Annotated in this window: 21 protein-coding genes and 2 pseudogenes; 17 read left to right on the top strand and 6 right to left on the bottom strand. The window is 53.1% G+C overall.

Features of this window, described 5'->3' with window-relative positions:
• The coding region (gene mutS, locus B2Z72_RS01210; protein WP_297004017.1) for a DNA mismatch repair protein MutS at nt 1–1,863 on the bottom strand (1,863 nt) is incomplete at its 3' end.
• A 251-nt stretch (nt 1,864–2,114) separates the two neighbouring features.
• Here mutS and B2Z72_RS01205 point away from each other — a divergent pair.
• The 14 genes and pseudogenes from B2Z72_RS01205 (at nt 2,115) to B2Z72_RS01140 (ending at nt 14,624) form a co-directional block, all read left to right on the top strand.
• A complete protein-coding gene (locus B2Z72_RS01205) occupies nt 2,115–2,774 on the top strand; it encodes a TetR family transcriptional regulator C-terminal domain-containing protein (RefSeq protein ID WP_296986355.1) in 660 nt (219 codons plus the stop codon).
• 114 nt (nt 2,775–2,888) lie between these two features.
• Complete coding sequence (locus tag B2Z72_RS01200) at nt 2,889–3,830, top strand: PDR/VanB family oxidoreductase (protein ID WP_296986357.1); 942 nt, start codon at nt 2,889–2,891, stop codon at nt 3,828–3,830.
• Nucleotides 3,831–3,842: 12 nt separating this feature from the next.
• A complete protein-coding gene (locus B2Z72_RS01195; protein WP_296986359.1) occupies nt 3,843–5,138 on the top strand; it encodes a hypothetical protein in 1,296 nt (431 codons plus the stop codon).
• A 12-nt stretch (nt 5,139–5,150) separates the two neighbouring features.
• Nucleotides 5,151–5,666 carry a RidA family protein gene (locus tag B2Z72_RS01190; protein ID WP_296986361.1) on the top strand — a complete coding sequence of 172 codons (516 nt, stop codon included), beginning with the start codon at nt 5,151–5,153 and terminating at the stop codon, nt 5,664–5,666.
• 9 nt (nt 5,667–5,675) lie between these two features.
• Entirely contained in the window at nt 5,676–6,524 is an 849-nt protein-coding gene (locus tag B2Z72_RS01185; RefSeq protein WP_296986363.1) for a creatininase family protein, read from the top strand.
• A gap of 54 nt (nt 6,525–6,578) precedes the next feature.
• Nucleotides 6,579–7,586 (top strand): ABC transporter substrate-binding protein, encoded by a 1,008-nt coding sequence (locus B2Z72_RS01180; protein WP_296986366.1) that lies wholly within the window; start codon nt 6,579–6,581, stop codon nt 7,584–7,586.
• Nucleotides 7,583–8,434, top strand: a complete 852-nt coding sequence (locus tag B2Z72_RS01175) for an ABC transporter ATP-binding protein (protein ID WP_296986369.1) — start codon at nt 7,583–7,585, stop codon at nt 8,432–8,434. Before B2Z72_RS01180 ends, B2Z72_RS01175 begins: the two co-directional genes overlap by 4 nt.
• Nucleotides 8,431–9,231 (top strand): ABC transporter permease, encoded by an 801-nt coding sequence (locus B2Z72_RS01170; RefSeq protein ID WP_296986371.1) that lies wholly within the window; start codon nt 8,431–8,433, stop codon nt 9,229–9,231. The genes B2Z72_RS01175 and B2Z72_RS01170 overlap by 4 nt, the downstream gene beginning before the upstream one ends.
• A 30-nt stretch (nt 9,232–9,261) precedes the next feature.
• Nucleotides 9,262–10,608 (top strand): FAD-binding oxidoreductase, encoded by a 1,347-nt coding sequence (locus tag B2Z72_RS01165; protein ID WP_296986374.1) that lies wholly within the window; start codon nt 9,262–9,264, stop codon nt 10,606–10,608.
• Nucleotides 10,609–10,841: 233 nt separating this feature from the next.
• Nucleotides 10,842–11,327, top strand: a complete 486-nt coding sequence (locus B2Z72_RS01160) for a CinA family protein (protein WP_296986376.1) — start codon at nt 10,842–10,844, stop codon at nt 11,325–11,327.
• 196 nt (nt 11,328–11,523) lie between these two features.
• Nucleotides 11,524–12,108 (top strand): annotated as a pseudogene (gene recA, locus B2Z72_RS01155) (recombinase RecA); the annotation flags it as partial.
• A 15-nt stretch (nt 12,109–12,123) separates the two neighbouring features.
• Nucleotides 12,124–12,978: pseudogene (recA, locus tag B2Z72_RS01150) on the top strand (recombinase RecA); the annotation flags it as partial.
• On the top strand, nt 12,959–13,447 hold the full coding sequence (gene recX, locus B2Z72_RS01145; protein ID WP_296986381.1) for a recombination regulator RecX: 489 nt from the start codon (nt 12,959–12,961) through the stop codon (nt 13,445–13,447). The pseudogene recA (B2Z72_RS01150) and the gene recX, both read left to right, overlap by 20 nt.
• Before the next feature lie 166 nt (nt 13,448–13,613).
• A complete protein-coding gene (locus B2Z72_RS01140) occupies nt 13,614–14,624 on the top strand; it encodes a helix-turn-helix transcriptional regulator (protein ID WP_296986384.1) in 1,011 nt (336 codons plus the stop codon).
• Nucleotides 14,625–14,707: 83 nt separating this feature from the next.
• Here the strand turns inward: B2Z72_RS01140 and B2Z72_RS01135 are convergent, their stop codons facing one another.
• From B2Z72_RS01135 to B2Z72_RS01115, 5 genes are all read right to left on the bottom strand, one after another.
• On the bottom strand, nt 14,708–15,997 hold the full coding sequence (locus B2Z72_RS01135; RefSeq protein WP_296986385.1) for an NAD(P)/FAD-dependent oxidoreductase: 1,290 nt from the start codon (nt 15,995–15,997) through the stop codon (nt 14,708–14,710).
• Between the two features lie 224 nt (nt 15,998–16,221).
• On the bottom strand, nt 16,222–17,106 hold the full coding sequence (locus B2Z72_RS01130; RefSeq protein ID WP_296986388.1) for an alpha/beta fold hydrolase: 885 nt from the start codon (nt 17,104–17,106) through the stop codon (nt 16,222–16,224).
• Between the two features lie 141 nt (nt 17,107–17,247).
• Entirely contained in the window at nt 17,248–17,472 is a 225-nt protein-coding gene (locus B2Z72_RS01125; protein WP_297004014.1) for a hypothetical protein, read from the bottom strand.
• A 14-nt stretch (nt 17,473–17,486) separates the two neighbouring features.
• Nucleotides 17,487–18,491 (bottom strand): hypothetical protein, encoded by a 1,005-nt coding sequence (locus B2Z72_RS01120; RefSeq protein WP_296986392.1) that lies wholly within the window; start codon nt 18,489–18,491, stop codon nt 17,487–17,489.
• A gap of 148 nt (nt 18,492–18,639) precedes the next feature.
• Nucleotides 18,640–18,855 carry a YgaP family membrane protein gene (locus tag B2Z72_RS01115; RefSeq protein WP_296986394.1) on the bottom strand — a complete coding sequence of 72 codons (216 nt, stop codon included), beginning with the start codon at nt 18,853–18,855 and terminating at the stop codon, nt 18,640–18,642.
• Nucleotides 18,856–19,047: 192 nt separating this feature from the next.
• Between B2Z72_RS01115 and alaS the strand changes: the two genes are divergently transcribed.
• From alaS to csrA, 3 genes are all read left to right on the top strand, one after another.
• Nucleotides 19,048–21,675: an alanine--tRNA ligase gene (alaS, locus tag B2Z72_RS01110; RefSeq protein ID WP_297004011.1), complete on the top strand. Its 2,628-nt coding sequence runs from the start codon at nt 19,048–19,050 to the stop codon at nt 21,673–21,675.
• A 182-nt stretch (nt 21,676–21,857) separates the two neighbouring features.
• The gene (locus tag B2Z72_RS01105; RefSeq protein ID WP_296986404.1) at nt 21,858–23,090 is read left to right on the top strand and encodes an aspartate kinase; all 1,233 of its coding nucleotides are present in this window, start codon (nt 21,858–21,860) and stop codon (nt 23,088–23,090) included.
• Nucleotides 23,091–23,275: 185 nt separating this feature from the next.
• Nucleotides 23,276–23,479, top strand: coding sequence for a carbon storage regulator CsrA (csrA, locus tag B2Z72_RS01100; RefSeq protein ID WP_296986407.1), 204 nt, complete (start codon nt 23,276–23,278; stop codon nt 23,477–23,479).
• Nucleotides 23,480–23,621 lie beyond the last annotated feature (142 nt).

The raw sequence follows: 23,621 nt of genomic DNA, 5'->3' as shown, positions 1-23,621 counted from the left end.
ACCGCCCATGTTGGGGCCGGTAATGATCTGCATGGTGTGCTCAGTATCGAGGTGCGTATCGTTGGCCACAAAGGGATCGGTGATCAGGGTTTCGATCACCGGATGACGGCCCTGTCTGATATCCAGTACCCGCTCGTCGGTCAGGGTTGGCTGCACAAAGCGCAGGCTTTCCGCACGCTCCGCCAGATTGGATAACACATCGCTTTCCGACAGCGCGGCAGCGCAGACCTGCAGTGGTACCAGCTCTTCTGCCAGTTCACTGATCAGTTCATCGTACAGGCCTTTTTCGCGGCTCAGAGCACGGCTTTTGGCGCTCAGGGCTTTGTCTTCAAATTCTTTCAGTTCCGGCGTGATAAAACGCTCGGCATTTTTCAGCGTCTGGCGGCGGATGTATTCCGTCGGTGCCGAATCGGACTGGGCTTTGGATATTTCGATGTAGTAACCATGCACACGGTTATAACCCACTTTCAGGCTGCTTAATCCGGTGCGTTCTTTTTCCTGCTCTTCCAGCTTCACCAGATAATCGCCGGCGTTTTCGCTGAGCGAACGCAGTTCATCCAGTTCGCTGTCGTAGCCTTCGGCAATCACACCGCCATCACGGATGACCACGGGCGGATTTTCGATAATGGCTTTGTTCAGGCGCTCAACCCAATGGGGGAATTCCACCGCGCGTTCGAGCAGGTTTTTTGCCAGATCACTGTCCAGTGCCTGCAGTAAGCGACGTACATCGGGAACCACGGCCAGAGAATCACGCAGACGGGCGAGATCGCGCGGGCGGGCAGAGCCCAGTGCCACCCTGGACAGAATACGTTCGATGTCGCCGACCTGTTTAAGGCAGCTGTGCAGTTCTTCGGTGGTGTAGGTGTGAATCAGCTGACTGATAAATGCCTGGCGCTGTTGCAGCAGTTTACGGTCGCGCAGCGGGCGGTTGAGCCAGCGCTTCAGCAAACGGCTGCCCATGGCCGTGGCGGTTTTATCCATAATCCAGGCGAGGGTCTTGTCGTCATCGCCTTTCTGGTTGATGTCGATTTCCAGATTCCGGCGGCTGGCTGGGTCGATAATAATGGCATCATCCGGCAGTTCGACCTGCAGCGAGCGGATATGCGGCAGACTGTTGCGCTGGGTTTCCTGCGCATAATTCAGCAGCGCACCGGCAGCGCGGATGGCAACGGTTAAGTGTTCACAGCCAAAGCCGCGCAGATCACGGGTTTTCAATTGCGTGGTCAGCAGGCGGAAGGCGGTGTCGGATTCAAAATGCCACGGTGCCTGACGTTTGGCTCCCTGACGCTCTGCCAGATGACCCGGCGCCAGCTGGTCTTCGTTTAACAGCAATTCTGCCGGACGCAGACGTTCGATTTCGGCCAGCAGAGCTTCTTCGCCGTCTACTTCAAATACGGAAAAACGACCGGAGCTGATTTCCAGCACCGCCAGACCATGACGCTGATTGTCGGAACACAGAGCAACCAGCAGGTTGTCAGAGCGCTCATCAAGAAAGGCTTCGTCGGTCAGGGTACCTGGCGTAATGACGCGCACGACTTTGCGTTCAACCGGCCCTTTGGTGGTTGCCGGATCACCGATCTGTTCGGCAATGGCGACGGAAACGCCCTGCTTTACCAGACGCGCAATATAGTTATCGGCGGCGTGATAGGGGATACCTGCCATGGGGATTGGCTGACCACCGCTCTGACCCCGGGCAGTGAGGGTGATATCCAGCAGCTGTGCCGCACGTTTGGCGTCGTCGTAAAAGAGTTCGTAAAAATCGCCCATGCGGTAAAACAGCAGAGTGTCGGGGAATTCCGCTTTGATGCGCAGGTATTGCTGCATCATTGGTGTATGTTGGCTGCTATTGCTCTTATCGCTCATGAAACTGCTGTCGCACCTGATTACTGCTGATGACTGTTATTGCCTGCCTTGGCAGACGTTTTTAAACGCGGCCCAGAGTAGCAAATCAGGCGGCGGAATTCAGCAGCCGGATCCGTCTGCACGGCTGATGCTGGGGTTCAGGGCTGGGCTTGGGGTATACTGAAAAACGGCTGATAAAAGCCATATTTATTGGATGGTCTTGCGCTTTTGTAGGGCAATATTACACACAGATCACTGAAGTGGTGCAAAATTTGGCAGGTACAATGAGCCGTACTGAGCGGGCAAAACTAGGCCGCCAGGAAATAATTCAGAACATAATGGATGCGGCCATTATTGAGTTCAGTCAGCATGGATTTATTGGTGCTTCGACCCAGGCAATTGCTGAACGGGCGGGGCTGAAAAAATCCCAGCTGCATTATTATATTGAAGATAAAGAAGCCCTGTATTCCAAGGTTCTGGGCAAGGTATTAAATGCCTGGGCAGACTTTTTCAGCTTTGATGAAACGCCCGGCAGTGAGCCTGCAGAAGAGCTGAAAAAATTCATTAAAATGAAGCTCGATTACGCTCTGGATCATCCTCAGCTGTCGCGCATCTTTACCATGGAAATCCTCAGTGGTGGCGCGCGTCTGGAGGAATATTGGCCACAGGCTATTGCGGCCACCATGCGCAAGGTTGAACGTATTAACCGCTGGGCAGAGGAAGGCAAATTACGGGCACCGGACGGACGTCTGCTGATCATGCATATCTGGGCGCTGACTCAGTATTATTCTGACTACACACTGCAGGCAGAAAAATTAATGGATGGCCCTTTGACCGACCCTGAGGTCAGAGAAAAAATTCTGCACGAACTGACCACCTTTATTCTGCAGGGCTGCGGAATTTGCTGCGGTATTTCCTCTCCCGCTCGCTGATCATTTTTCCCCTTTTTTAACCCCGCCTTAACGGTCGTCAGACCCTGTGCTCAAACAGATTGGCATTTGTTGTGCATATGGTTTGACCGATCGGTCAATTCAATTGGTCAAATTATGAATTTGCAACACGAAGTACCTGTTACCGTAAAAGTTTCTGAGCGTCATGCCCTGACGCCATTGATCAGCCGCTTTCGTCTCGAATCAGCGGACGGTTCACCGCTGCCGGCGTTTACTGCCGGCAGCCATATTGAAGTTCAGATCACACCCGAGCTGAGCCGGGCTTATTCACTGTGCAGTGATCCTGCTCAGCGTGGTTATTACGATATTGCTGTGCGCCGCGAAGACGCCGGCCGTGGTGGTTCAAAAGCGCTGCATGCACTGGCATTGCCGGGCGCTGAGTTTCAGGTGTCTGCACCTAATAACTGTTTCCCACTGGAGCAGCGTGCAGCTCATCACCTGCTGATAGGTGGCGGTGTTGGTCTGACTCCCCTGATGGCCATGGCTCATGAACTTGCTGCCAAAGGGGAAGATTTCAGCATCATCGCCTGTGCTTCTGATGAGGCTTCTCTGCCGTTTGCAGCGGAGCTGGCTGCCAGCGGCTGGGACGTCACCACGCTGTTTGGTGTGCGCAGTTGCATGGATCTGAGCACAGTGCTCAGCAGTTTGCCTGGCAGTACCCATGTGTATTGCTGCGGCCCGAATGGTTTTATCGATCTGGTACGTGAGCAGTGCAGTATGCTGCCTGCCGGTTGCTGGCATGAAGAGAGTTTCGCACCGCTGGAGAACCTCGCCGACAAAGGTTATGAGCTGTATCTGAGTGAATCAGATCTGACCGTCCCGGTGGCTGCCGGATCATCTATGTTAGCGGCGCTGCGTCAGGCTGGTATTCATGTGGATACCACCTGTGAGCAGGGTATCTGTGGCAGCTGTGTGGTGGCGTGGAAAGACGGTGATCCTGAACATCACGACCAGTGTCTGGAGGACGAAGAGCGCGAAGAATACGTCGCGCTGTGTTGCGGTGGTTGTCGTTCCGAACGACTGACCCTTGAGCTGTAAGGGGGCGCTGATATGACTTTTTCCGTCTCCTGTATCCTTCGTTTACGTCTGCCCGCCTGGCTGCTGCCGGACAACTGGCCTGAAGATGCCGTGAAAAAAGACGGCTCGCCGGCACTGGCCGATGTGCACATCGAAAATGGCTGTATTACTGAATTAACGCCCACCAGTGACTGCCCTCAGAATCCTGACGGAAGTGTGGTTGATGGCGGCGGTCGTCTGGCCTTGCCTGGGTTACTGGACGCGCATACGCATCTGGATAAAACCTATACCCGCGAACGTCTGGGCAAAATTAAGCCCGGTCTGTTGCCGGCCATTGAAGCCATGCGTGCTGACCAGTACGCCCACTGGAGTCGTGAAGACCTGACACAGCGTGGCGAAAAAGCGCTGCAGGCGGCCTGGGCGAGCGGTACCCGCACACTGCGTACTCACATCGACTGGATTACGGCTGAGGTTCCGCTGGGCTGGCAGGTTATGGGGGAACTGGCTGAACAGTGGCGTGAGCGTATTACCGTGCAGCGCGTGGCTCTGGTGCCGCTGCCATTACTCGCCGATGAAAACGTAGCCAGACAGATTATCGCTGCCGTTGCCGCCAGTGAGCAGGGCGTGATGGGAGCATTTATTCACAGCACCAATCTTGATCCCGCTGCTGTCGAAATTCTGCTGCGCTGCAGTGCCGAAGCTGGCGTCGATCTCGACCTGCACATTGATGAAGAACTGAGTGGTCAGGCCGCCGGACTGGAATGTCTGCTCGATGTTCTGGAGCAGATGACTTTTTCCGGACGCATTGTCTGTGGCCACGTCTGTGCGCTCAGCAGTCAGTCTGAACATATGGCGCTGCATCTGCTCGACCGGGCGGCGCAACAGCCCATTACTTTTGTTGCACTGCCTGCCACCAATCTCTTTCTGCAGGATGCCGAACCTGGCCGTACACCGCGTCAGCGCGGTATCAGCATGATTCATGAAGCCAAAGCACGCGGTATTCCCGTGCTGTTGGCCAACGACAACGTACAGGATGCGTTCTGCCCGCTGGGTAATTACGACCTGTGCCAGATGCTGACCATGGCCGTCTACAGCGCGCATCTGGATAACGTGTTTGACGACTGGTCTCAGGCTATCTGTCGTACCGACTGGCTGAAAAGTAATGCGGATTTTTCCCTGATCGGGCAGCCGGCGGATCTGCTGATTTTTTGCACCGATTCTCCCTGGAGCTGGCCGTCATCTTCCGGGCATATCCGCATTCACGGCGGCACCATTATCAATGCTTCGGATACGGAAAAGCCGGCGTATTTTTCTTCAGCTGAATTGTAAACGGAGAAGGCAATGACTTCTGAGCATGCACCTGAACAAAACCTGGAACACCCCCAAGAACAAACCCCGGAACAAACAAACGGAGCCCCACTGGCACGTTATCTGGCAAGCAAACGTGTCGGTGATTTTATTTTTCTGTCCGGTGTGATTGCGGTCGATCCCGCACGCCGCCTGATTGTTAAAGGCTTTGATGATATTCCCGATGACGCTGCAGACCTGATTGGCCGCAGTGGTGAATTTTCCAGCGATATAAAACAGGGGCCGATTCTGGCACAGAGCTGGTTCGTACTGGATGCCATCCGCCGCATTATTGAAAGCGAAGGCGGGCAGATGAGCGACGTATTCAAGCTGGTGCAATACTTCCGCAATCTGGATCACTTCCCTTATTACTCAAAAGTCCGGCAGATGTTTTTTCCGGATGAACCACCGATTTCTACCATCGTTGAAGTCAGTGCCATGTTACCCAGCACCGATATTCTGATTGAAGTGGAAGCCACCGCCTACCTGCCATTGAACAAAGGCAACTGAGGAGTTTTTATGCTGCACGGATATATTCCTGCTAACCGTTTTTTACCTTACCTGAGCTGGACTGATATTGATGCTCTGGAAGACAAAGAAAATACTGTGATTGTCTTGCCGGTAGGTGCCATTGAGCAACATGGGCCACATATGCCCTGCGCCACAGACTCTATTATTGCCGCCGGTTTTGTCGGTAAAGCGCTGGAAATGTTGCCGGATAATATTCCTGCTTACGGCCTGGCACCGATTACTTATGGTAAATCCGATGAGCATATTCATTTTCCCGGTACTGTAACCCTGACCGGCGAACTGCTGCTGCATACCATCCAGGAAATCGGCGAATCCATTTACCGTGCAGGCTTCCGTAAATTACTGATGATTAATGCCCACGGTGGTCAGCCACAGCCGCTGGAAATGGCGGCGCGCGAACTGCGTCTGCGTCATGGTGATTATATGGTCATCACCCGTTCCCCCTGGTCTATTCCGTTCGACAGCAGTTTTATTCCGGAAAAAGAACATCAGCTGGCAATGCACGCCGGCCATGCAGAAACCGCAGCATTGATGGCGCTGGCTCCGGATACCCTGCATATGGACCGTGCTGAAGCGCATTTCCCGGAACCTTTTCCATGTCCGAGCTTAACCACAGGGCGTCCGGCAGCGGCCTGGGCATCTTACGATTTTGGCCCGACCGGTGTGATCGGTGATCCGACCGGAGCGACGCCTGAACAGGGTTTTCAGATTCTGCAGGAACTGGGTTCAGGCTGGGCTCAGGTGATTACTGAAATTCATCAGGCACAGTGGGTAAAACGCAGTGAAACAACCTGGGGACGTGGTCATTACAGCGGCTATGTTCACTCACAGAAATAACGTCAAAAAGCAAAATATCTGGAAAACAGCAAACTAACTATTGCAGAGGCAATTATGAAACATCATATGTTCAGCAAGGTAAAAACTGTCAGTAAAACCCTCGGCGTCGCAGCTGTGCTGGCTGCCGCTATCACACCAGCGGCACAGGCGGAAAATGCTAAGTTCCGTTTTATTACCAACTGGTATGCACAGGCGGAGCACGGTGGCTTTTATCAGGCAGAAGCAGAAGGTCTGTACGCAGCTAAAGGTCTGGACGTCAGCGTAAAAATGGGTGGCCCGCAGGTGAACTCTGTGCAGATCATGGCGGCTGGTCAGGCGGAATGTATTATCCGTGATGACATTTCCACCATGATGGCGCAACAGCGTGGTATCCCGATGACCATGGTTGCCGGTACCTTTCAGCACGATCCGACTGTGATCATTACCCACAGCGATGTGAAGAGTCTGGCAGACCTGAAAGGTCATACCGTACTGATCTCCAGCAGCGCACATTCTGCCTGGTGGCCATGGGCTAAAAAACAATTCGGCTTTACCGATAAAATGGCGCGCCCATACACCTTCAATATCCAGCCGTTTATGGCTGACAGCAGCGTCGCGCAGCAGGGCTATATGAGCTCAGAGCCATTCGCAATGAAAAACGCTGGTGCTGACTACCTTGTTTATGCATTGGGTGACGAAGGCTACCCTCCATACGGTAATTCCATTGCCTGTCGTGACGACGTGATTAAAGAACACCCTGAACAGGTTCAGGCCTTTATCGAAGCCTCTATGCAGGGCTGGAAAAACTACCTGAGCAATCCGGCAAAAGGTAATGAACTGATTCAGAAAGAAAACCCGAACATGACCACCGAGCAGCTGGCATTTGCGGTAGAAAAACTGAATGAGTCCGGTTTCGTGACCGGCGGTGATGCAGCTACCAAAGGTATTGGCATCATTACCGATGAGCGCATGAAAGCGACCTGGGACATGGTGGTAGAAAACGAACTGATCGACGGCAAAAAAGTACCGCTGGCGAAGGTTTACACCACTGAGTTTGTTACTAAAAATCCGGTAATGCCATGATCAGTAATGTGAATTACAAAGCTGCAGGCAACACTGAACAGGTTAATACTTCCCCGGCTGCCGCCGGGGAGGTAAACGCCATCGAGATGTTGTCGGTAGAGAAAGTCTATCCCAACGGTACCCGGGCATTGCGCCCGGTTGATCTGAAGATTAAAGAGGGTGAATTCGTAACCCTGCTGGGCCCATCCGGTTGCGGTAAAAGTACGCTGCTGAAGATGATTGCCGGACTGGAAGATACATCCGATGGTCGTCTGTTGCTGTGGAAAAAGCCGGTGGATCAGATTGAAGAAACCGGTCATTCACTGTCGTTCGTATTTCAGGAAGCGTCGCTGATGCCGTGGCACAGCGTGCGTAAGAACGTCAGCATGGCGCTGGAGCTGGACAATATCCCGTCAAAAGAAGCGAAGCCGCGTATCGATAAAGCGCTGAAGCTGGTGGGACTTGACCGTTTTGCTGATGCTTTGCCACGGGAATTATCCGGTGGTATGCAGATGCGTGTATCCATTGCCCGTGGTCTGGTGGTGAATCCCGATCTTCTGCTGATGGATGAACCTTTCGGTGCACTGGATGAAATTACCCGTTTCCGTCTGGATTCTGACCTGCTGGATTTATGGCGTGATAACGGTCTGACGGTTGTCTTCGTAACTCACTCCATTCATGAGGCCGTTTTTCTGTCACAGCGTGTCATCGTGATGGCAGCACGTCCGGGCCGGGTTGTTGCTGATATTAAAATTGATGAGCCGTTTCCGCGTAAGTCGGAATTCCGTATGACGCAGCGCTTCAGTGAATATGCCATGCAACTGCATGAATACCTGATGGATGCGGCAGCAGAGGAGGATCAGTTTTGAAAGTTATTTACCCGTTACTGAATGATCCGAAAGTGCGTAAATATCTGATTCCGACATTTATTGCCATGGTGCTGTTATTGCTGTGGCATATGATTGTTACCGTCGGCAATGTTCCCGAGTATCTTTTTCCGGCACCTCTGGTCGTCGTGAAAACTCTGATTGCTGACTGGGATCTGCTCGGCGGATCATTGCTGTTCACCCTGAAAATTACGCTGCTTTCTTTCCTGTTAGCAATTGTGCTTGGTGTTCTGGTGGCGTTTATTTTTGTTCAGAGCCGTACCGTTGAAACGGCGTTTTTCCCGTACGCAGTACTGCTGCAGGTAACGCCCATCGTTGCTATCGCGCCACTGATTATTATCTGGATTCAGAACACAACGCTGGCTCTGGTGGTGTGTTCGACGCTGGTGGCGCTGTTCCCGATTATTTCCAATACCACGCTGGGGCTGCGCAGTGTGTCGCCCAACTTACTGGCGTATTTCCGTTTACGTCGGGCCGGGCGCATGAAAACTCTGCTGCGCCTGCGGGTACCGTCTGCGCTGCCATATTTCTTTGCCGCATTACGTATTGCCAGTGGTCTGGCACTGATTGGCGCGGTTGTCGCGGAATTCGTTGCCGGTACCGGCGGCAGTGATACCGGTCTGGCGTATCAGATACTGCAGTCCGGTTATCAGCTGAATATTCCGCGTATGTTTGCAGCCCTGGTGCTGATTTCCCTGACGGGTGTGGTGCTGTTTCTCTCTATGTCGTTGCTGGCCAGAATTACGATTGGCAGCTGGCACGAAAGTGAATCCAATTAATTAATAATATATTTGCATGTGGATAACACGATGAATGTAAAAGAAACTCTGACCGAAGTGAAAAATACCCTGCCGGATATGGAATGGATTACCTCTCCGGTGCATGTGAAGCGTCTGTCGAAAGATTTCTATTGGTTCAGCCCTTTGCTGGTGGAACAGCTGGCCGATAAAAAAGCGGACATGATTGTTAAGCCACGGGATGAAGAAGAAATCCGGGCATTGGTTGCAGCCTGCGTTCAGCATAAAATTCCACTGACGATCCGTGGTGGTGGTACTGGTAACTATGGCCAGGCTATTCCGCTGGAAGGCGGTCTGGTGATGGATCTGACGTCCTGCAAAAAAGTAGACTGGATTGCCGATGGTCTGATCCGTGTTCAGACCGGCATGAAAATCGGCGAGCTGGAAGACACTGTGCGTGAACAGGGCTGGGAATTACGCTGTCTGCCATCCACCTACAAAGCTGCCTGTATTGGTGGATTGTTTGCCGGTGGGTTTGGTGGCGTAGGTTCCATTAATTTCGGTCCGATTTCTGCTCCTGGCACAGTGCAGAGCATTCGTGTGATGACCATCGAAGAAGAACCGGTGATCAACGAACTGCGAGGCAAAGATCTGCTGACCTTCCACCATACTTATGGCACCAACGGCATTATTCTGGATATGGAACTGGCACTGGCTCCGGCTCAGTCCTGGGATGAATATATGCTGGCCTTCAACAGCATTGAAGATGCGCACGGTTTTTGCCGTACCATGTTTGATTCCGTTGGCATTGCCAAGCGGGAACTGGGTTTATACAACCCGGCTGCTGCAGCCTATTTTTCGGATGTGCCATCCGATCTGAAAGCCGGTGAATTTATGGTGGTCAGCCTGGTGGCTGAACAGAGTAAAACGCCAATGCTGGATCTGCTGGCGGAATACAATGGCCGGGTTGCCTGGACTCAGTCGTTTGAAGAAATGACCCAGAGTGGACTGACCATGATGGAACATTGCTGGAACCACGCCACGCTGCATGCGCTGAAGCATGATAAAAGCTTCACTAATCTGCAGACCAATTATGATGCAGAAAACGTGCTGCAACAGCTGGCTGATCTGAAAGCTGAAACCGGTGATGAAGTAGAAATTCATCTGGAATATATCCGCCTGGCAAATGGTCAGTTGCTGATTACCGGTCTGCCTCTGGTGCGTTACAGCAGTGCAGAGCGTCTGCAGGAAATTATGGATATTCACGAAAAACTGGGCATTAAAATTAATAATTCCCACGTGTATACCCTGGAAGATGGCAAGCATGGCGGCAGTCTCAGCGATGAGATTAAAGCCAGCATTAAGGCTTATGATCCTCACCGTCTGCTGAACCGCGGTAAAGTACGCAGCATGAACTGATCATTTTCAGCTGCCGATGCATGCTGAGATGTGAAAGCCCGCACGGAGTATCCGCGCGGGCTTTTTTATTGCTGGCAGGCAGCGACTGTCGTTCTTTGCGTGCAACGCCTGGTGTTCTTTAAGATGTTGCCGGGAACGGACGTCTTTCCTTACCATAGGCGTTGTTTACCCGATTCTCGCGCCGCTATCCGTGTGACGGCATACGGATATGGGCATGACCTGACGAGGTGTCTATGTCTGCTGAACGTCTGGCCTCCCTGCAGGCTCTGGCTGAAATTCTCACCAGCCGCAATCAGAAAGTTGTTACCGCTGAATCCTGCACCGGCGGTGGCATTGCCTCAGCCATTACCGATCTTGCCGGCAGCTCCGGCTGGTTTGAGTGTGGCTTTGTTACCTATTCCAACGAAGCCAAGATGCGCTGTCTGGATGTACCTGAGTTGATCCTTGAACAACATGGTGCTGTCAGTGAAGAAACGGTGCGTGCCATGGTGGCAGGTGCGGTGAGCAACAGTGGCGGCGACCTTGCGGTGGCAGTCAGTGGTATTGCCGGCCCGGGTGGTGCGGTAGAAGGCAAACCTGTGGGAACGGTCTGGTTTGCCTGGGGCAATGCGGAGCATCAGATCAGCGAATGTTGTCATTTTGCCGGTGACCGCCAGGCGGTGCGTGAACAGGCTGTAGATCACGGAATCCGTGGCCTGTGTCGTTGGCTGGCGTGCTGAAGAAGATACCTGATATATATCCAGTTGTTGTTTTTTGCGGTCATTCTGCAAACAGGGGTTGGCGAGGCAAATCAGCTGTGCTTAAATACTGGTTAAATTTACAGTGATTCACCTGTACAGCTCCACTGACGGACATTCACACAGTGAAACGTCAGACTGAGCCGTACCGGCAACCCAACAGAGAGGCAGCACAGCGATGGACGCTAACAAACAGAAAGCACTTGATGCGGCACTGGGCCAGATTGAACGCCAGTTTGGTAAAGGCGCCATTATGAAAATGGGCGAGCAGCCACGCGAAGCTATTCCGGCTATTTCCACCGGCTCTCTGGGTCTGGATATCGCACTGGGCATAGGTGGTCTGCCCCAGGGCCGTATCGTTGAGATCTACGGTCCTGAAAGCTCAGGTAAAACCACCCTGTGTCTGTCTGCCATGGCTCAGGCGCAGAAAGCGGGTAAAACCGTTGCCATCATCGATGCTGAGCACGCACTTGATCCTCTGTATGCCGAGAAGCTGGGTGTCGATCTGGATACTCTGCTGGTATCTCAGCCGGATACCGGTGAGCAGGCACTGGAAATCTGTGACAGCCTGGTACGCTCTAACGCAGTTGATGTGATCGTAGTCGACTCGGTGGCGGCTCTGGTACCGAAAGCCGAAATCGAAGGCGAGATGGGCGACAGCCACGTTGGTCTGCAGGCGCGTCTGATGTCTCAGGCTCTGCGTAAAATCACAGGTAATGTAAAAGCTGCTAACTGTCTGGTGATCTTTATTAACCAGATCCGTATGAAGATCGGTNNTGAGATCTACGGTCCTGAAAGCTCGGGAAAGACCACCCTGACCCTACATGCGATCGCTGAATTTCAAAAAGCCGGTTTTAACTGTGCCTTCGTCGACGCCGAGCATGCGCTCGACCCCAAATACGCCAAAGGCGTTGGTGTAAACCTTGATGAGCTATTCATCTCACAACCCGACAACGGTGAGCAAGCTCTCGAAATCGTCGATACTTTCGCCCGCTCCGGTGCGATGGATCTAATTGTCGTTGACTCGGTCGCAGCCTTGACGCCCCAAAAGGAGCTTGAAGGCGATATGGGTGATAGCTCCGTGGGCGTTCATGCACGTCTGATGAGCCAAGCGATGCGCAAGCTGACCGGCTCGGCCAAAAAGAACAACGTAATGATTATCTTCATCAACCAAATCCGAATGAAGATCGGCGTGATGTTTGGTTCGCCTGAAACCACCACCGGCGGCAACGCACTGAAATTCTACTCCTCTGTTCGTCTCGACATCCGTCGTACCGGCTCTGTGAAGCAGGGCGATGAAGTGGTCGGTAACGAGACCCGTGTGAAAGTGGTTAAGAACAAAGTTTCGCCACCGTTTAAGCAGGCGGAATTCCAGATCATGTACGGTCAGGGCATTTATCACATGGGCGAAGTAATCGACCTGGGTGTGAAATGTAATCTGGTCGACAAATCCGGCGCCTGGTACAGCTACAAAGGCGATAAGATTGGCCAGGGTAAAGCCAATGCAGCTTCCTTCCTGGAAGATCATCCGGAAATGGCTGCAGAAATCGAAGCTGCCATTCGTGCTCAGATGCTGAACATTACAGCTGTCGCAGACGCTGACAAAGAAGTTGATGAAGAAGCCGAAGCCTGATCCGTTAACTTACTCTGAACTCCGGTGTGCAGCAGTTGATCTGCTGTCACGCCGGGATCATTCCCGCCTTGAATTGCAGCGTAAGCTGCGCCCCAAAGCCGCCTCGGCTGAAGATCTCGATAACCTGCTCAATGAGTTAGCGGAACGACGCTGGCAATCCGACGAACGCTTTGCTGAATCTTTTGTGAACAGCCGTGTACATCGTGGTCACGGGCCTTTACGTATGCAACATGAGCTGCGCAGTAAAGGCGTGGGTGCCGCAGAGATCCACAGCGCCATGGAAGAAAACGAAGCAGACTGGTATGCCCAGGCCATTGCCGTGGCCGAAAAGAAATTTGGCCCGTCGCCGGATCTGTCGGATCAGAAGCAAAAAGCCCGCATTTATCGCTTTCTCGCCTATCGTGGATTCACCGGTTCACAAATCAGCCATGTACTCGATCACTGGCATTCAGTGTCTCAATATGACTGATTTCTCCTGACTTTACTGGCTTTTATTCACACTCCTGGCCTGTGTCGCCTCAGTCTATTGACACAAAACACGCCTCTAACCATGATCCCGATGAATAATATTCTAAGAACAATTGTTAATCCGGCACAGATCGGAAGTATGGGAAATTATGATGTTGGGGAGGGATATGGGCCCAACTGTGCAGGTAGATATCGTACTGGTACAGCATTTACTCAATTTTTGGGACGGACGGGGTGCAGATATTTTGCCCATTCTTCGGGCATTGGGGATTTCTGAATTCGGACCGTTACCGCCATGGATCGCCGCTGATAAATTACGCGAGGCGCAGAATCGGGTAGAGCAACAATTCACTGGCAGTCTGATCGCTGCTCAGTCCGGGCGCTATCTTGCCGAACGTGATCTGCCTATGGGCAGGCTGATGCGCTGTGGCGAAAACCTGGCTCAGAGTCTGCCTGCCGCACTGCGTTTTTCTCACCGTTCCATCGGACTGGCAAGCATCCAGATTGATGCGGGTGAAGACTGTGTTGTTTTGCACGCCGGTACGGCGGATGGCAGTTCGCTCAGTCATGGCGAGTGTCAGCAGGCACTGGCAGCGGTGGCCGTTCTGTGCCGCAATGCGTTGGCTGGCACTTATCAGAGCGGCGATATCCGTATTGTGTTTTCCTGTGCCCGGGATCGTCAGGACGAACTCTCGGAGTTACTCGGCGTGCCTGTGGTTCAGGGCGACAATTGCCGCACCGAAATCAGTGCTGATGCCTGGATACGCATTAATCCGGATCATCATACCCACAGTTTTACCAACACCTTGCGCGAACTTGAGCTGAAAGAGAAGAAGCTCAATGAACACCTGACTCTGTATACGGAATTACGGGAAATCATTGGCCGTTGTCTGATGCGTCGCCATGTGGCGCAGGAAGATGTGGCTGCGCAGCTGGGTATCAGTGTGCGCAATCTGCAGCGTCGTCTGAAAGCTCTGGGCACTACCTATCAGGTATTGCTGGATGAAAGCCGGCAGATACTGGCCATGCGCCTGATCGAAGATTACGCCATCCCGCTGTACGAGATCGCTTATATGGTGGGATACGCGGAACCGAGTGCATTTTATAAAGCCTTCAAACGCTGGACCGGTTCAACGCCTGGGGACTACCGCGCGCAGGCGCTCGCCAGCAGTCTGTGATATGCCTACAGACAAAAAAAGCCTCTGAGCAGCAGTGCTCGGAGGCTTTTTTCGATCTGCCGTCAGCTTTGTATCGCTGAGGTTTAATGCAGTTTCAGGCGTGGGCGGATCACTTTATTGATGTGACCAACCAGACTGAGCAGCAGCGTATGCCAATAACCATGCAGAGCAATCTGGTGCAGGCGGTACAGGGATACGTAAACCAGACGTGCTAAACGCCCCTCAATCATCATCGAGCCTTTGGTCAGGTTACCCATCAGGCTGCCCACCGTACTGTAGCGGCTGAGAGATACCAGAGAACCTTTATCGCGGTAAACGAATTCCGGCATTGGCTGACCGCGGTGACGTGCACGCAGCGCTTTTACCAGATGGGATGCCTGCTGGTGAGCGGCCTGTGCCCTTGGCGGTACCGGACGGCCGTTAGCGCCCATCACAGAACAGCAGTCGCCCAGCGCAAAGATGTTTTCATCTTCGGTCTGCAGACTGGCGTTTACCACCAGTTGGTTGGCGCGGTTGGTTTCCAGTCCCAGTGTGGCCATAAAGGCCGGGGCTTTTACGCCGGCGGCCCAGACCCGGAGTTCTGCAGGAATCTGGCGTCCGTCTTTGGTGTTAAAGCCACAATCAGTCACTTCGGTGATCATGGTTTCAGTGAGGACGTTTACCCCCAGCTTTTCCAGTTCGCGGGTTGCTGCCAGAGAGATACGCTCCGGCAGGGCCGGCAGAATGCGTGGGCCAGCCTCAATCAGGCTGACACGCAGGTTTTCCGGCGTCAGTTTTTTCAGACCATAACGCACCAGCAGTTCTGCGGTGTTGTACAGCTCTGCAGACAGTTCAACACCGGTGGCACCGGCACCAACGATAGCAATGTTGAGTGCGCGGGGACCTTCTTCAGGGTTGGCGTTGGCGCGCAGGAATTCATTCAGCAGAGTGTGGTGGAAACGTTCGGCCTGAACACGGCTGTCGAGAAAAAAGCAGTTCTCTGCGGCCCCTTTGGTGCCAAAATCATTGGTCACACTGCCAATGGAAAGAACCAGAGTGTCGTAGGGAATACGGCGTTCAGGAACCAGAACTTCACCCTCGTCGTCGAGAATCTGCGACAGGATGACTTCTTTTTTCTCGCGGTCCAGACCACACATACGTCCCAGCTTAAAGGTAAAGCCGTGAACTTTGCCGTGCCCCAGATAATTCAGTTCATCGATGCCGGAATCCAGTGCGCCGGTGGCTACTTCGTGCAGCAGGGGTTTCCACAGGTGGGTCTGATTGGCATCAATCAATTCGATATGGGCTTTGCCACGTTTGCCCAACTGGCGGCCTAAGCGGGTGGCCAGTTCAAGCCCACCGGCACCACCGCCAACAATAAGGATACGTTCCATAAGAACTCCAGTAAAAAAGTCTGGCGCGATTATACGGATAAATCGGTCATATGTGGCCGTTTCTGTACATGAAACTGAAATATTCGCGCATATTTCACGCTCATTTCTAAGCTAAGGGACAGGAATCAACTGCCAGCAATAGCCTCAGAACGAAGTACTGATTAAAGAAAATCGGGGTGTCTGCCAGCCACTGACCAAAAGGCGCGTGTCCTTACACCATTGGTCTATAGAACGTCTGCAGCAGATTCCGTTGCAACCGGGTGGCGACTGATGTGTTCCAGCAGGCGTGCTGATACTTCTGCGGGAAGGTCATGTGTCAGCCAGTGGCTGCCATCGGGATAACTGATTAACTCGCCGTTGTGCAGATACTGCAGACTGTTGCTGGCCATGGAAGACGACAGAGCAATATCACGCTCGCCCCAGAGGATGCGGGTTGGCACTGTTATCTGTGGTTGCGCCGGACGCACGATATTGCGCAGCAATGCGCGGTAATAATTTACCATTGCCCGGACTGAGCCTGGCTGCTGCCAGCTGTGTAACAGATAACGCAGGTCTTCGTCTGCAAAAGCACCTTTGTTCGAGGTCTTCTTTAATGTCAGCCGCAACAGGGCATAGTTTCCCCTTTTGATCAGCCACTCCGGAATCACCGGCAGCTGAAAGAAGAAAATGTACCAGCTTTTAAACAGTTGCAGCGGACTCGAACGCAGAGTTTCAAGAAACGTCAATGGATGGGGAACGTTCACGATGGTCAGCGAAGCAAGCCGTTGTGGGTGATGCAGAGCGTACCACCAGGCCACTGCTGCGCCCCAGTCATGACCGCCGAGATGCAAGTGTGACTGACCACAGTAACGGCGTATGGCATCAATGTCGGTAATCAGTTCGTCCAGACGGTAACGCTTATGGTGTCTTGGTCTGGAGGAGCAGCCATAGCCGCGCATATCAGGAACGATGACCCGGTAACCGGCGTCAGCGAGGGGCTGAATCTGCTGGCGCCAGGCGGTCCAGCATTCCGGGAATCCGTGCAGCAGAATAACCAGTTCGCCACTTTCCGCGCCGGCAGCACGGCAGTCCAGCGTGATGTCGCCGTTATGAATACGGAGTCTTTCCATGATCGTCTCTTTTTATTGTTATTGTTTTCAGAGCTATCGATTTAAGGACCAGAAGGTCGGGTGTTGCTGTTTTTCCGGATGATTCTGGTGTTGTCAGCTAAGCGTCAGCCGCTCAATCCAGAGCCTTTCCTGTGTCGTATATCACTCCGACAGCGGCCACATCCACAGGCCAACTGCGTGGCTCGCGCCGGCAGCGAGCAGGATGGCGGCAATTAACAGTAGCGGCGTTTTTATACCTGCCGGCCACTGCTTCCAGCGCATGTGCCAGTGCAGGCGTGTGGGGTGGCCGAAAGGCCCGATGGCAAAGTGAATCATCACAATCACCATAGCGGGAATCATAGCGGCGATTACCCAGGGGTTAATCATCTCGGGCTGCCCTGTTATCTGTTTGCGATTGTTTCCGTGAGCAGCTCCTGACACTGGCATTGATTGAGCGCTTCTTCGGCGCTGAGTACCGGCTGCTGCAGGCATTTCTGCAGCAGAGCCAGCTGCTGATCGCGGTATTTTCCGGCGTTGATCATACCGAGCGCTCTGGCGTATTCAAAATAAATTACCGGCAGCTGTGCTTCATTGAGCAGTGCCTGTTCAAAGGCTGCGATGGCTTTGCCGGCAGTGGAACCGTAAGTCACGCTGCCAATAAATGAGCCTACGCGGCTGACAACGCCGGCATGCAGACCGCCCAATGTAGCCGGATAAAGGGCATTCTGCGGATCTTCCCTGATCAATTGCAGCAGGGTATCGCGGGTTGATTGCAGATAGCCAGTGGATGAGGCCTGAGTGGTTGGCAGCAGTTCAAGAATTCTGGCTCTGGCATAAATCAGCCCAAAGCGGGCGAAGGCATCATCCGGGGTCAGCGGCAGCAGCTGCTCTGACCTTTGTGCGGCGTCACGCAGGATAGCGAGTTTATCTGTGGAATCAGACACTGACAGTGTGGCGTACATCATCCGTGCATACAGACCGGGCACGGCGCCAACCGGACCCAGTGAGTTCCCCAATTCCCAGGCGGCAATAAAATCGCCTTGATAATGCAGGCGCCAGACCTGTTGCAGAGCGTGCGCCAGCGGCTGCAGATGCCCTTCGTTGAGCGACTGCAGGGAAGGGTGATGCCCGGGTTGCTGCGCTGCGGTTAATGTCTGTTTGAGCAGTGCCGGATAGCGGCTGAAATATTCCTGCAGGTAATCCTGATCAGGGAACGGCAGCGATGGACCAGCATTAAGCACAGGCCAATGCTGTTTGAGTTGAGAATCCGGATAGCGGAAGTCTGGCACTGAACACTGCGCAGCAGGCGTCAGTGTCACGGCCGTCTGAGCAAAGACAGGCTGGGTAAAAGCGTTGGGAAAAAGCTGTAGAAGCAGAAATATCTGAATCAGGAACAGGTTACGCACTCAGCCCTCCGCTGGAGTTTCCGGGAGGGCTGATTATAACGACAGGGCAGCGTTATACGGGGTCAGATCACGCCACATAATTGATGCCACGTGAGAAGCGCTGTCTCCCCGCACTGATGCCGGGGATGTTACCCGGCTGTCAGAACCCTCAGGATTTGCTGCGGTAGAATGCACAACCAGGTTGAACGCCGAAGGCTTTCAGGATCATCGCCAGCGGACAGAAGCTGGTCAGAGAAGCCTGCAGCATGTTGGCGCCAACAAACGCTGTCAGCCACAGCCAGTTCACACTGTGCAGCTGAGACAGTGCCAGTGAAGCCAGAATAACGGTTCCGGCGAAGGCCATTACAATGCGATCGATATTCATAACATCACCTTTTTCTAAATTAGAGTATGCTTATATAGTTATCTTGAATCCGTGATTCGTCAAGAAAAATTTTGTATCGGCCCATTAAAGGTTGTTTATAAACCCATCGGCGGGACTCGGACTCGGGCGCGCAAACCGCTATACTCCACCTCTTTCAATAAATGACAACCGCTTCCGGATACCCGCAGCCGTATGAAAAGCTCAGACATTCGCAAGGCATTCCTTGATTATTTCGCTTCCAAAGGGCATGAAGTGGTGGCGTCCAGCCCACTGATTCCCGGTAATGATCCGACCCTACTGTTCACTAACGCAGGCATGGTGCAGTTCAAGGATCTGTTCCTTGGCCTGGAACACCGCAGCTATACCCGCGCCTGCACATCACAGCGCTGCGTGCGCGCCGGTGGTAAGCACAACGACCTGGAAAACGTCGGTTACACCGCCCGTCATCACACCTTCTTCGAAATGCTGGGTAACTTCAGCTTTGGCGATTACTTCAAAAATGACGCCATTCATTTCGCCTGGGAGTTTCTGACTTCTGAGCAGTGGCTGAACCTGCCGGTTGAGAAACTGATGGTGACTGTGTACGCCGAAGACGATGAAGCGTACGACATCTGGAATAAAGAAATCGGTCTGCCGGCGGAGAAAATCGTCCGCATCGGTGACAACAAAGGCGCCCGTTACGCCTCTGACAACTTCTGGCAGATGGGCGATACCGGTCCGTGTGGTCCGTGTACTGAAATTTTCTTCGACCACGGCGAACACATCTGGGGTGGGCCTCCGGGATCACCGGAAGAGGACGGTGACCGCTTCATCGAGATCTGGAACAACGTTTTCATGCAGTTTGAACGCAAAGAAAACGGCGACATGATCCCGCTGCCTAAGCCATCCGTGGATACCGGCATGGGTCTGGAGCGTATTTCTGCGATCAAGCAGGGCGTGCACAGTAACTATGAAATCGATCTGTTCCAGGCGCTGCTGAAAGCCGCCGGCGAGCTGACCGGCTGTGCCGATACCGAGAACAAATCACTGCGTGTGATTGCTGACCATATCCGTTCAACCAGCTTCCTGATCGTGGACGGCGTGCTGCCATCCAACGAAGGCCGTGGTTACGTGCTGCGTCGTATTATCCGTCGTGCGGTACGTCATGGTCATATGCTGGGCGCACCGGCCGGTTTCTTCCACAAGCTGGTACCGGCACTGAGCAAAGAGATGGGCGACGCCTATCCTGAGCTGGTGAACCTGCAGGATCACGTGATGAAAGTGCTGCGTCTGGAAGAAGAGCAGTTCGCCAAAACGCTGGATAAAGGCATGAGCATTCTGAATGAAGCCATTGCTGAAATGACCGGCGACACCATTCCGGGTGAAACTGCCTTCAAACTGTACGATACCTTCGGTTTCCCGCTGGACCTCACCGCTGACGTGGCCCGTGAGCGGGATCTGAAAGTGGACGAAGCAGGCTTTGATGCGGCCATGGAGCGCCAGCGCGAGATGGCCCGTTCTGCCAGCCACTTTGATGGCAATTATGGTAAAGGCCTGACGCTGGACGGTGAAACCAACTTCCTTGGCTACGAACAGTTGGAAAATACCGGTTCGGTAAAAGCCCTGTTCAAAGACGGTGAAGCGGTTGATCAGCTGAACGCCGGTGATGAAGCCGTACTGGTACTGGACGAAACCGCTTTCTATGCGGAAAGCGGTGGTCAGGCTGGTGATACCGGTTTCCTTAAAGCCGACGGCGTGGTCTTCCAGGTGAAAGACACTACCAAAGAATCCGGTAACCATCTGCACAAAGGTGTTCTGGTCGAGGGCAGTGTGAAAGTTGGCGACAAGCTGACAGCGACTGTCGATGCAGAAAAACGTCAGGCGACGGCGCTGCACCATTCGGCAACCCACCTGCTGCACGCTGCTCTGCGTGAAGTGCTGGGTGACCATGTTCACCAGAAAGGCTCGCTGAATACCTACGACCGCCTGCGTTTTGACTTCTCGCATCTGGAAGCCGTGAGTACCGCGGAACTGGCAGAAATCGAGAACATCGTTAACGCACAGATCCGTGCCAATACGCCGGTAGTGACCCGCGTGATGAATATTGATGAAGCGCGTGAAACCGGTGCTGCTGCGCAGTTTGGTGAGAAATACGGTGACGTCGTGCGTGTACTGAGCATGGGTACTGATAATTTCTCAGTGGAATTCTGTGGTGGTACTCATGCATCCCGTACCGGTGATCTGGGTCTGCTGAAGATTGCCTCCGAAAGCGGTATCGCGGCGGGTATCCGCCGTATCGAAGCTGTGGTTGGCCAGGCCGCGCTGAACTTTATTGCTCAGGAAGAAGCGACACTGAACAGCATCGCCCGCAACCTGAAAGGCTCAGCGGATAACGTCGGTGATAAAGTTGATCAGCTGATGGCCCGTAACCGCCAGCTGGAAAAAGAACTGGAAGCACTGAAAAATAAACTGGCTTCCAGTGCCGGTTCTGACCTGGCGGCCAACGCCCGGGACATCAATGGCGTAAAAGTGCTGGCGGCCAAACTCGATGGCGCTGATGTTCCGGCACTGCGTAACACCATGGACCAGCTGAAAAACAAACTGGGCTCTGCACTGATCATGCTGGCATCGGATTCCGATGGGAAAGTGACTCTGCTGGCCGGTGTTACCAAAGACCTGATCGGTAAAGCCAAAGCCGGTGATGCTGTGAAAGAGTGTGCGCCATACGTGGATGGCCGCGGCGGTGGTAAGCCGGAAATGGCTCAGGCGGGTGGTCAGAAACCGGAAGGTATTGCTGACGCACTGGCAGCCTTCAGCAAGTGGGCGGAGTCTGTGCTTTGAGACAAACAGTCTCATAACAGATAACGTAAACAGAGAAACGGGCTGCGGCCCGTTTTTTTGTGCCTGTCTGTGCATGAATTATTGACCAGAATCTGGCCAATAAAGGCTGGTGGCACCTTTCATGCGCCCGGCAATTGTTGTTTAATTAGCGCCCTTTTTTACAACAGTCAATCCGGAACGTCATGGCGCTTTACGTACAGAAATACGGCGGCACTTCTGTTGGCACAACAGAACGTATTGAAGCGGTTGCCGATAAAGTGAAATCTTTCCACGATGCCGGCCACCAGGTAGTGGTTGCTGTATCCGCGATGAGCGGTGAAACCAACCGTCTGATCGGCCTTGCGAAAGATATTTCTGAAACACCAGACCCGCGCGAAATGGACGTGCTGGTATCTACCGGTGAACAGGTCACTATTGCCCTGTTGTCCATGGCTCTGCAGAAGCGCGGTGTTGATGCCCGTTCTTTCACTGGCTGGCAGGTAGGTATCAAGACTGACAGCTCGTATATGAAAGCCCGAATCGAAGACATCGACACCTCATCCATGCGTAAACAGCTGGATGCAGGCGGTGTGGTTATTGTCGCCGGCTTCCAGGGTATTGATGAAGACAACAACATCACCACGCTGGGTCGTGGTGGTTCGGATACCACAGGCGTAGCGCTGGCTGCTGCTCTGGGTGCCGATGAATGCCAGATTTACACCGACGTGGATGGTGTTTACACCACTGACCCACGCGTTGTTCCGGCGGCCAAACGCATGGAAAAAGTGACTTTTGAAGAAATGCTGGAAATGGCCAGCCTGGGTTCAAAAGTACTGCAGATCCGTTCGGTTGAATTTGCCGGCAAATACAAAGTACCGCTGCGTGTGCTTTCTTCCTTTAAAGAAGGCAACGGCACCCTGATCACGATGGAGGAGAACAGCTCCGTGGAAAATCCAGTTATTTCAGGTATCGCATTCAATCGCGATGAAGCAAAACTGACTGTTAAAGGCGTGCCGGATGTTCCGGGCGTTGCATCAAAAATTCTGGTGCCGGTGAGCGAAGCCAACGTTGAAGTGGATATGATCGTCCAGAACGTATCTGCCGATGGCACAACTGACTTCACCTTCACCGTGAACCGCGGTGAATATCAGAAAGCCATGAAAATCCTGAAAGCGGTTGGCGAAGAACTGAAAGCACGCGAAGTCACCGGAACCGACACCATCTGTAAGGTGTCTATGGTAGGCGTGGGTATGCGCTCACATGCGGGCGTAGCCAGCAAGATGTTCAAAGTTCTGGCTGATGAAAATATCAATATTCTGGCGATTACGACCTCAGAAATTAAAATTTCTGTTGTGATCGCAGAAAAGTATCTGGAACTGGCAGTTCGTGCTCTGCACACAGCGTTTGGTCTGGATGCAGAGGCGATCGAAGAGTAATCTGCTCATTTCCCGCCTTGTGTTAGAGAGGGGTCAATGATTGACCGCTCTCTAATAACAAAATGTTCTCAAATACCGTATTTAAATCTGACTTTTTTGGTCAATACTGAGGTATGGGACTGAGGACACCGGCGCAAGCCACCCATAGCACCCTAGTAACGAACAGGAATGTCAGGAGAACTCCTATGCTTATTTTGACCCGTCGCGTAGGCGAAACATTGATGGTTGGTGACGATGTCACTGTGACTGTCTTAGGCGTAAAAGGAAATCAGGTACGTATCGGCGTGAACGCCCCGAAAGAAGTCGCCGTACACCGTGAAGAGATTTATCAGCGTATTCAGGGCGAAAAGAACGGTGATGGCTCATCTGAGCCTAACGGTAACTACTGATCCTTTGCCTTAACCTGCCTCTGGGTCTGACGTCTCAGAGGTAAGGTCTTAATTTCTTTAAATTTTTCCCTTTCAATTTTTGAAGAACGTGGTACTATGCGCGCCGTGTTCCGGAGAGATGGCCGAGTGGCTGAAGGCGCAC

Source organism: Thalassolituus sp. UBA6592 (genome assembly GCF_002433655.1).
Taxonomy (GTDB): Bacteria; Pseudomonadota; Gammaproteobacteria; order Pseudomonadales; family Oceanobacteraceae; genus Venatoribacter.
Note: the sequence above shows the minus strand (reverse complement) of the source record. Positions and strands in the feature narration are given on the sequence as shown.

Bases quoted from the DNA above. Each gene is read 5' to 3' on its own strand.
- B2Z72_RS01180 (WP_296986366.1), top strand. From the start codon at position 6,579: ATGAAACATCATATGTTCAGCAAGGTAAAAACTGTCAGTAAAACCCTC.
- alaS (WP_297004011.1), top strand. From the start codon at position 19,048: ATGAAAAGCTCAGACATTCGCAAGGCATTCCTTGATTATTTCGCTTCC.
- B2Z72_RS01165 (WP_296986374.1), top strand. From the start codon at position 9,262: ATGAATGTAAAAGAAACTCTGACCGAAGTGAAAAATACCCTGCCGGAT.
- B2Z72_RS01105 (WP_296986404.1), top strand. From the start codon at position 21,858: ATGGCGCTTTACGTACAGAAATACGGCGGCACTTCTGTTGGCACAACA.
- B2Z72_RS01185 (WP_296986363.1), top strand. From the start codon at position 5,676: ATGCTGCACGGATATATTCCTGCTAACCGTTTTTTACCTTACCTGAGC.
- B2Z72_RS01130 (WP_296986388.1), bottom strand. From the start codon at position 17,106: ATGGAAAGACTCCGTATTCATAACGGCGACATCACGCTGGACTGCCGT.
- B2Z72_RS01115 (WP_296986394.1), bottom strand. From the start codon at position 18,855: ATGAATATCGATCGCATTGTAATGGCCTTCGCCGGAACCGTTATTCTG.
- B2Z72_RS01175 (WP_296986369.1), top strand. From the start codon at position 7,583: ATGATCAGTAATGTGAATTACAAAGCTGCAGGCAACACTGAACAGGTT.
- B2Z72_RS01140 (WP_296986384.1), top strand. From the start codon at position 13,614: ATGGGCCCAACTGTGCAGGTAGATATCGTACTGGTACAGCATTTACTC.
- B2Z72_RS01160 (WP_296986376.1), top strand. From the start codon at position 10,842: ATGTCTGCTGAACGTCTGGCCTCCCTGCAGGCTCTGGCTGAAATTCTC.
- B2Z72_RS01190 (WP_296986361.1), top strand. From the start codon at position 5,151: ATGACTTCTGAGCATGCACCTGAACAAAACCTGGAACACCCCCAAGAA.
- csrA (WP_296986407.1), top strand. From the start codon at position 23,276: ATGCTTATTTTGACCCGTCGCGTAGGCGAAACATTGATGGTTGGTGAC.
- B2Z72_RS01195 (WP_296986359.1), top strand. From the start codon at position 3,843: ATGACTTTTTCCGTCTCCTGTATCCTTCGTTTACGTCTGCCCGCCTGG.
- B2Z72_RS01125 (WP_297004014.1), bottom strand. From the start codon at position 17,472: ATGATTAACCCCTGGGTAATCGCCGCTATGATTCCCGCTATGGTGATT.
- recX (WP_296986381.1), top strand. From the start codon at position 12,959: ATGAAGAAGCCGAAGCCTGATCCGTTAACTTACTCTGAACTCCGGTGT.
- B2Z72_RS01200 (WP_296986357.1), top strand. From the start codon at position 2,889: ATGAATTTGCAACACGAAGTACCTGTTACCGTAAAAGTTTCTGAGCGT.
- B2Z72_RS01135 (WP_296986385.1), bottom strand. From the start codon at position 15,997: ATGGAACGTATCCTTATTGTTGGCGGTGGTGCCGGTGGGCTTGAACTG.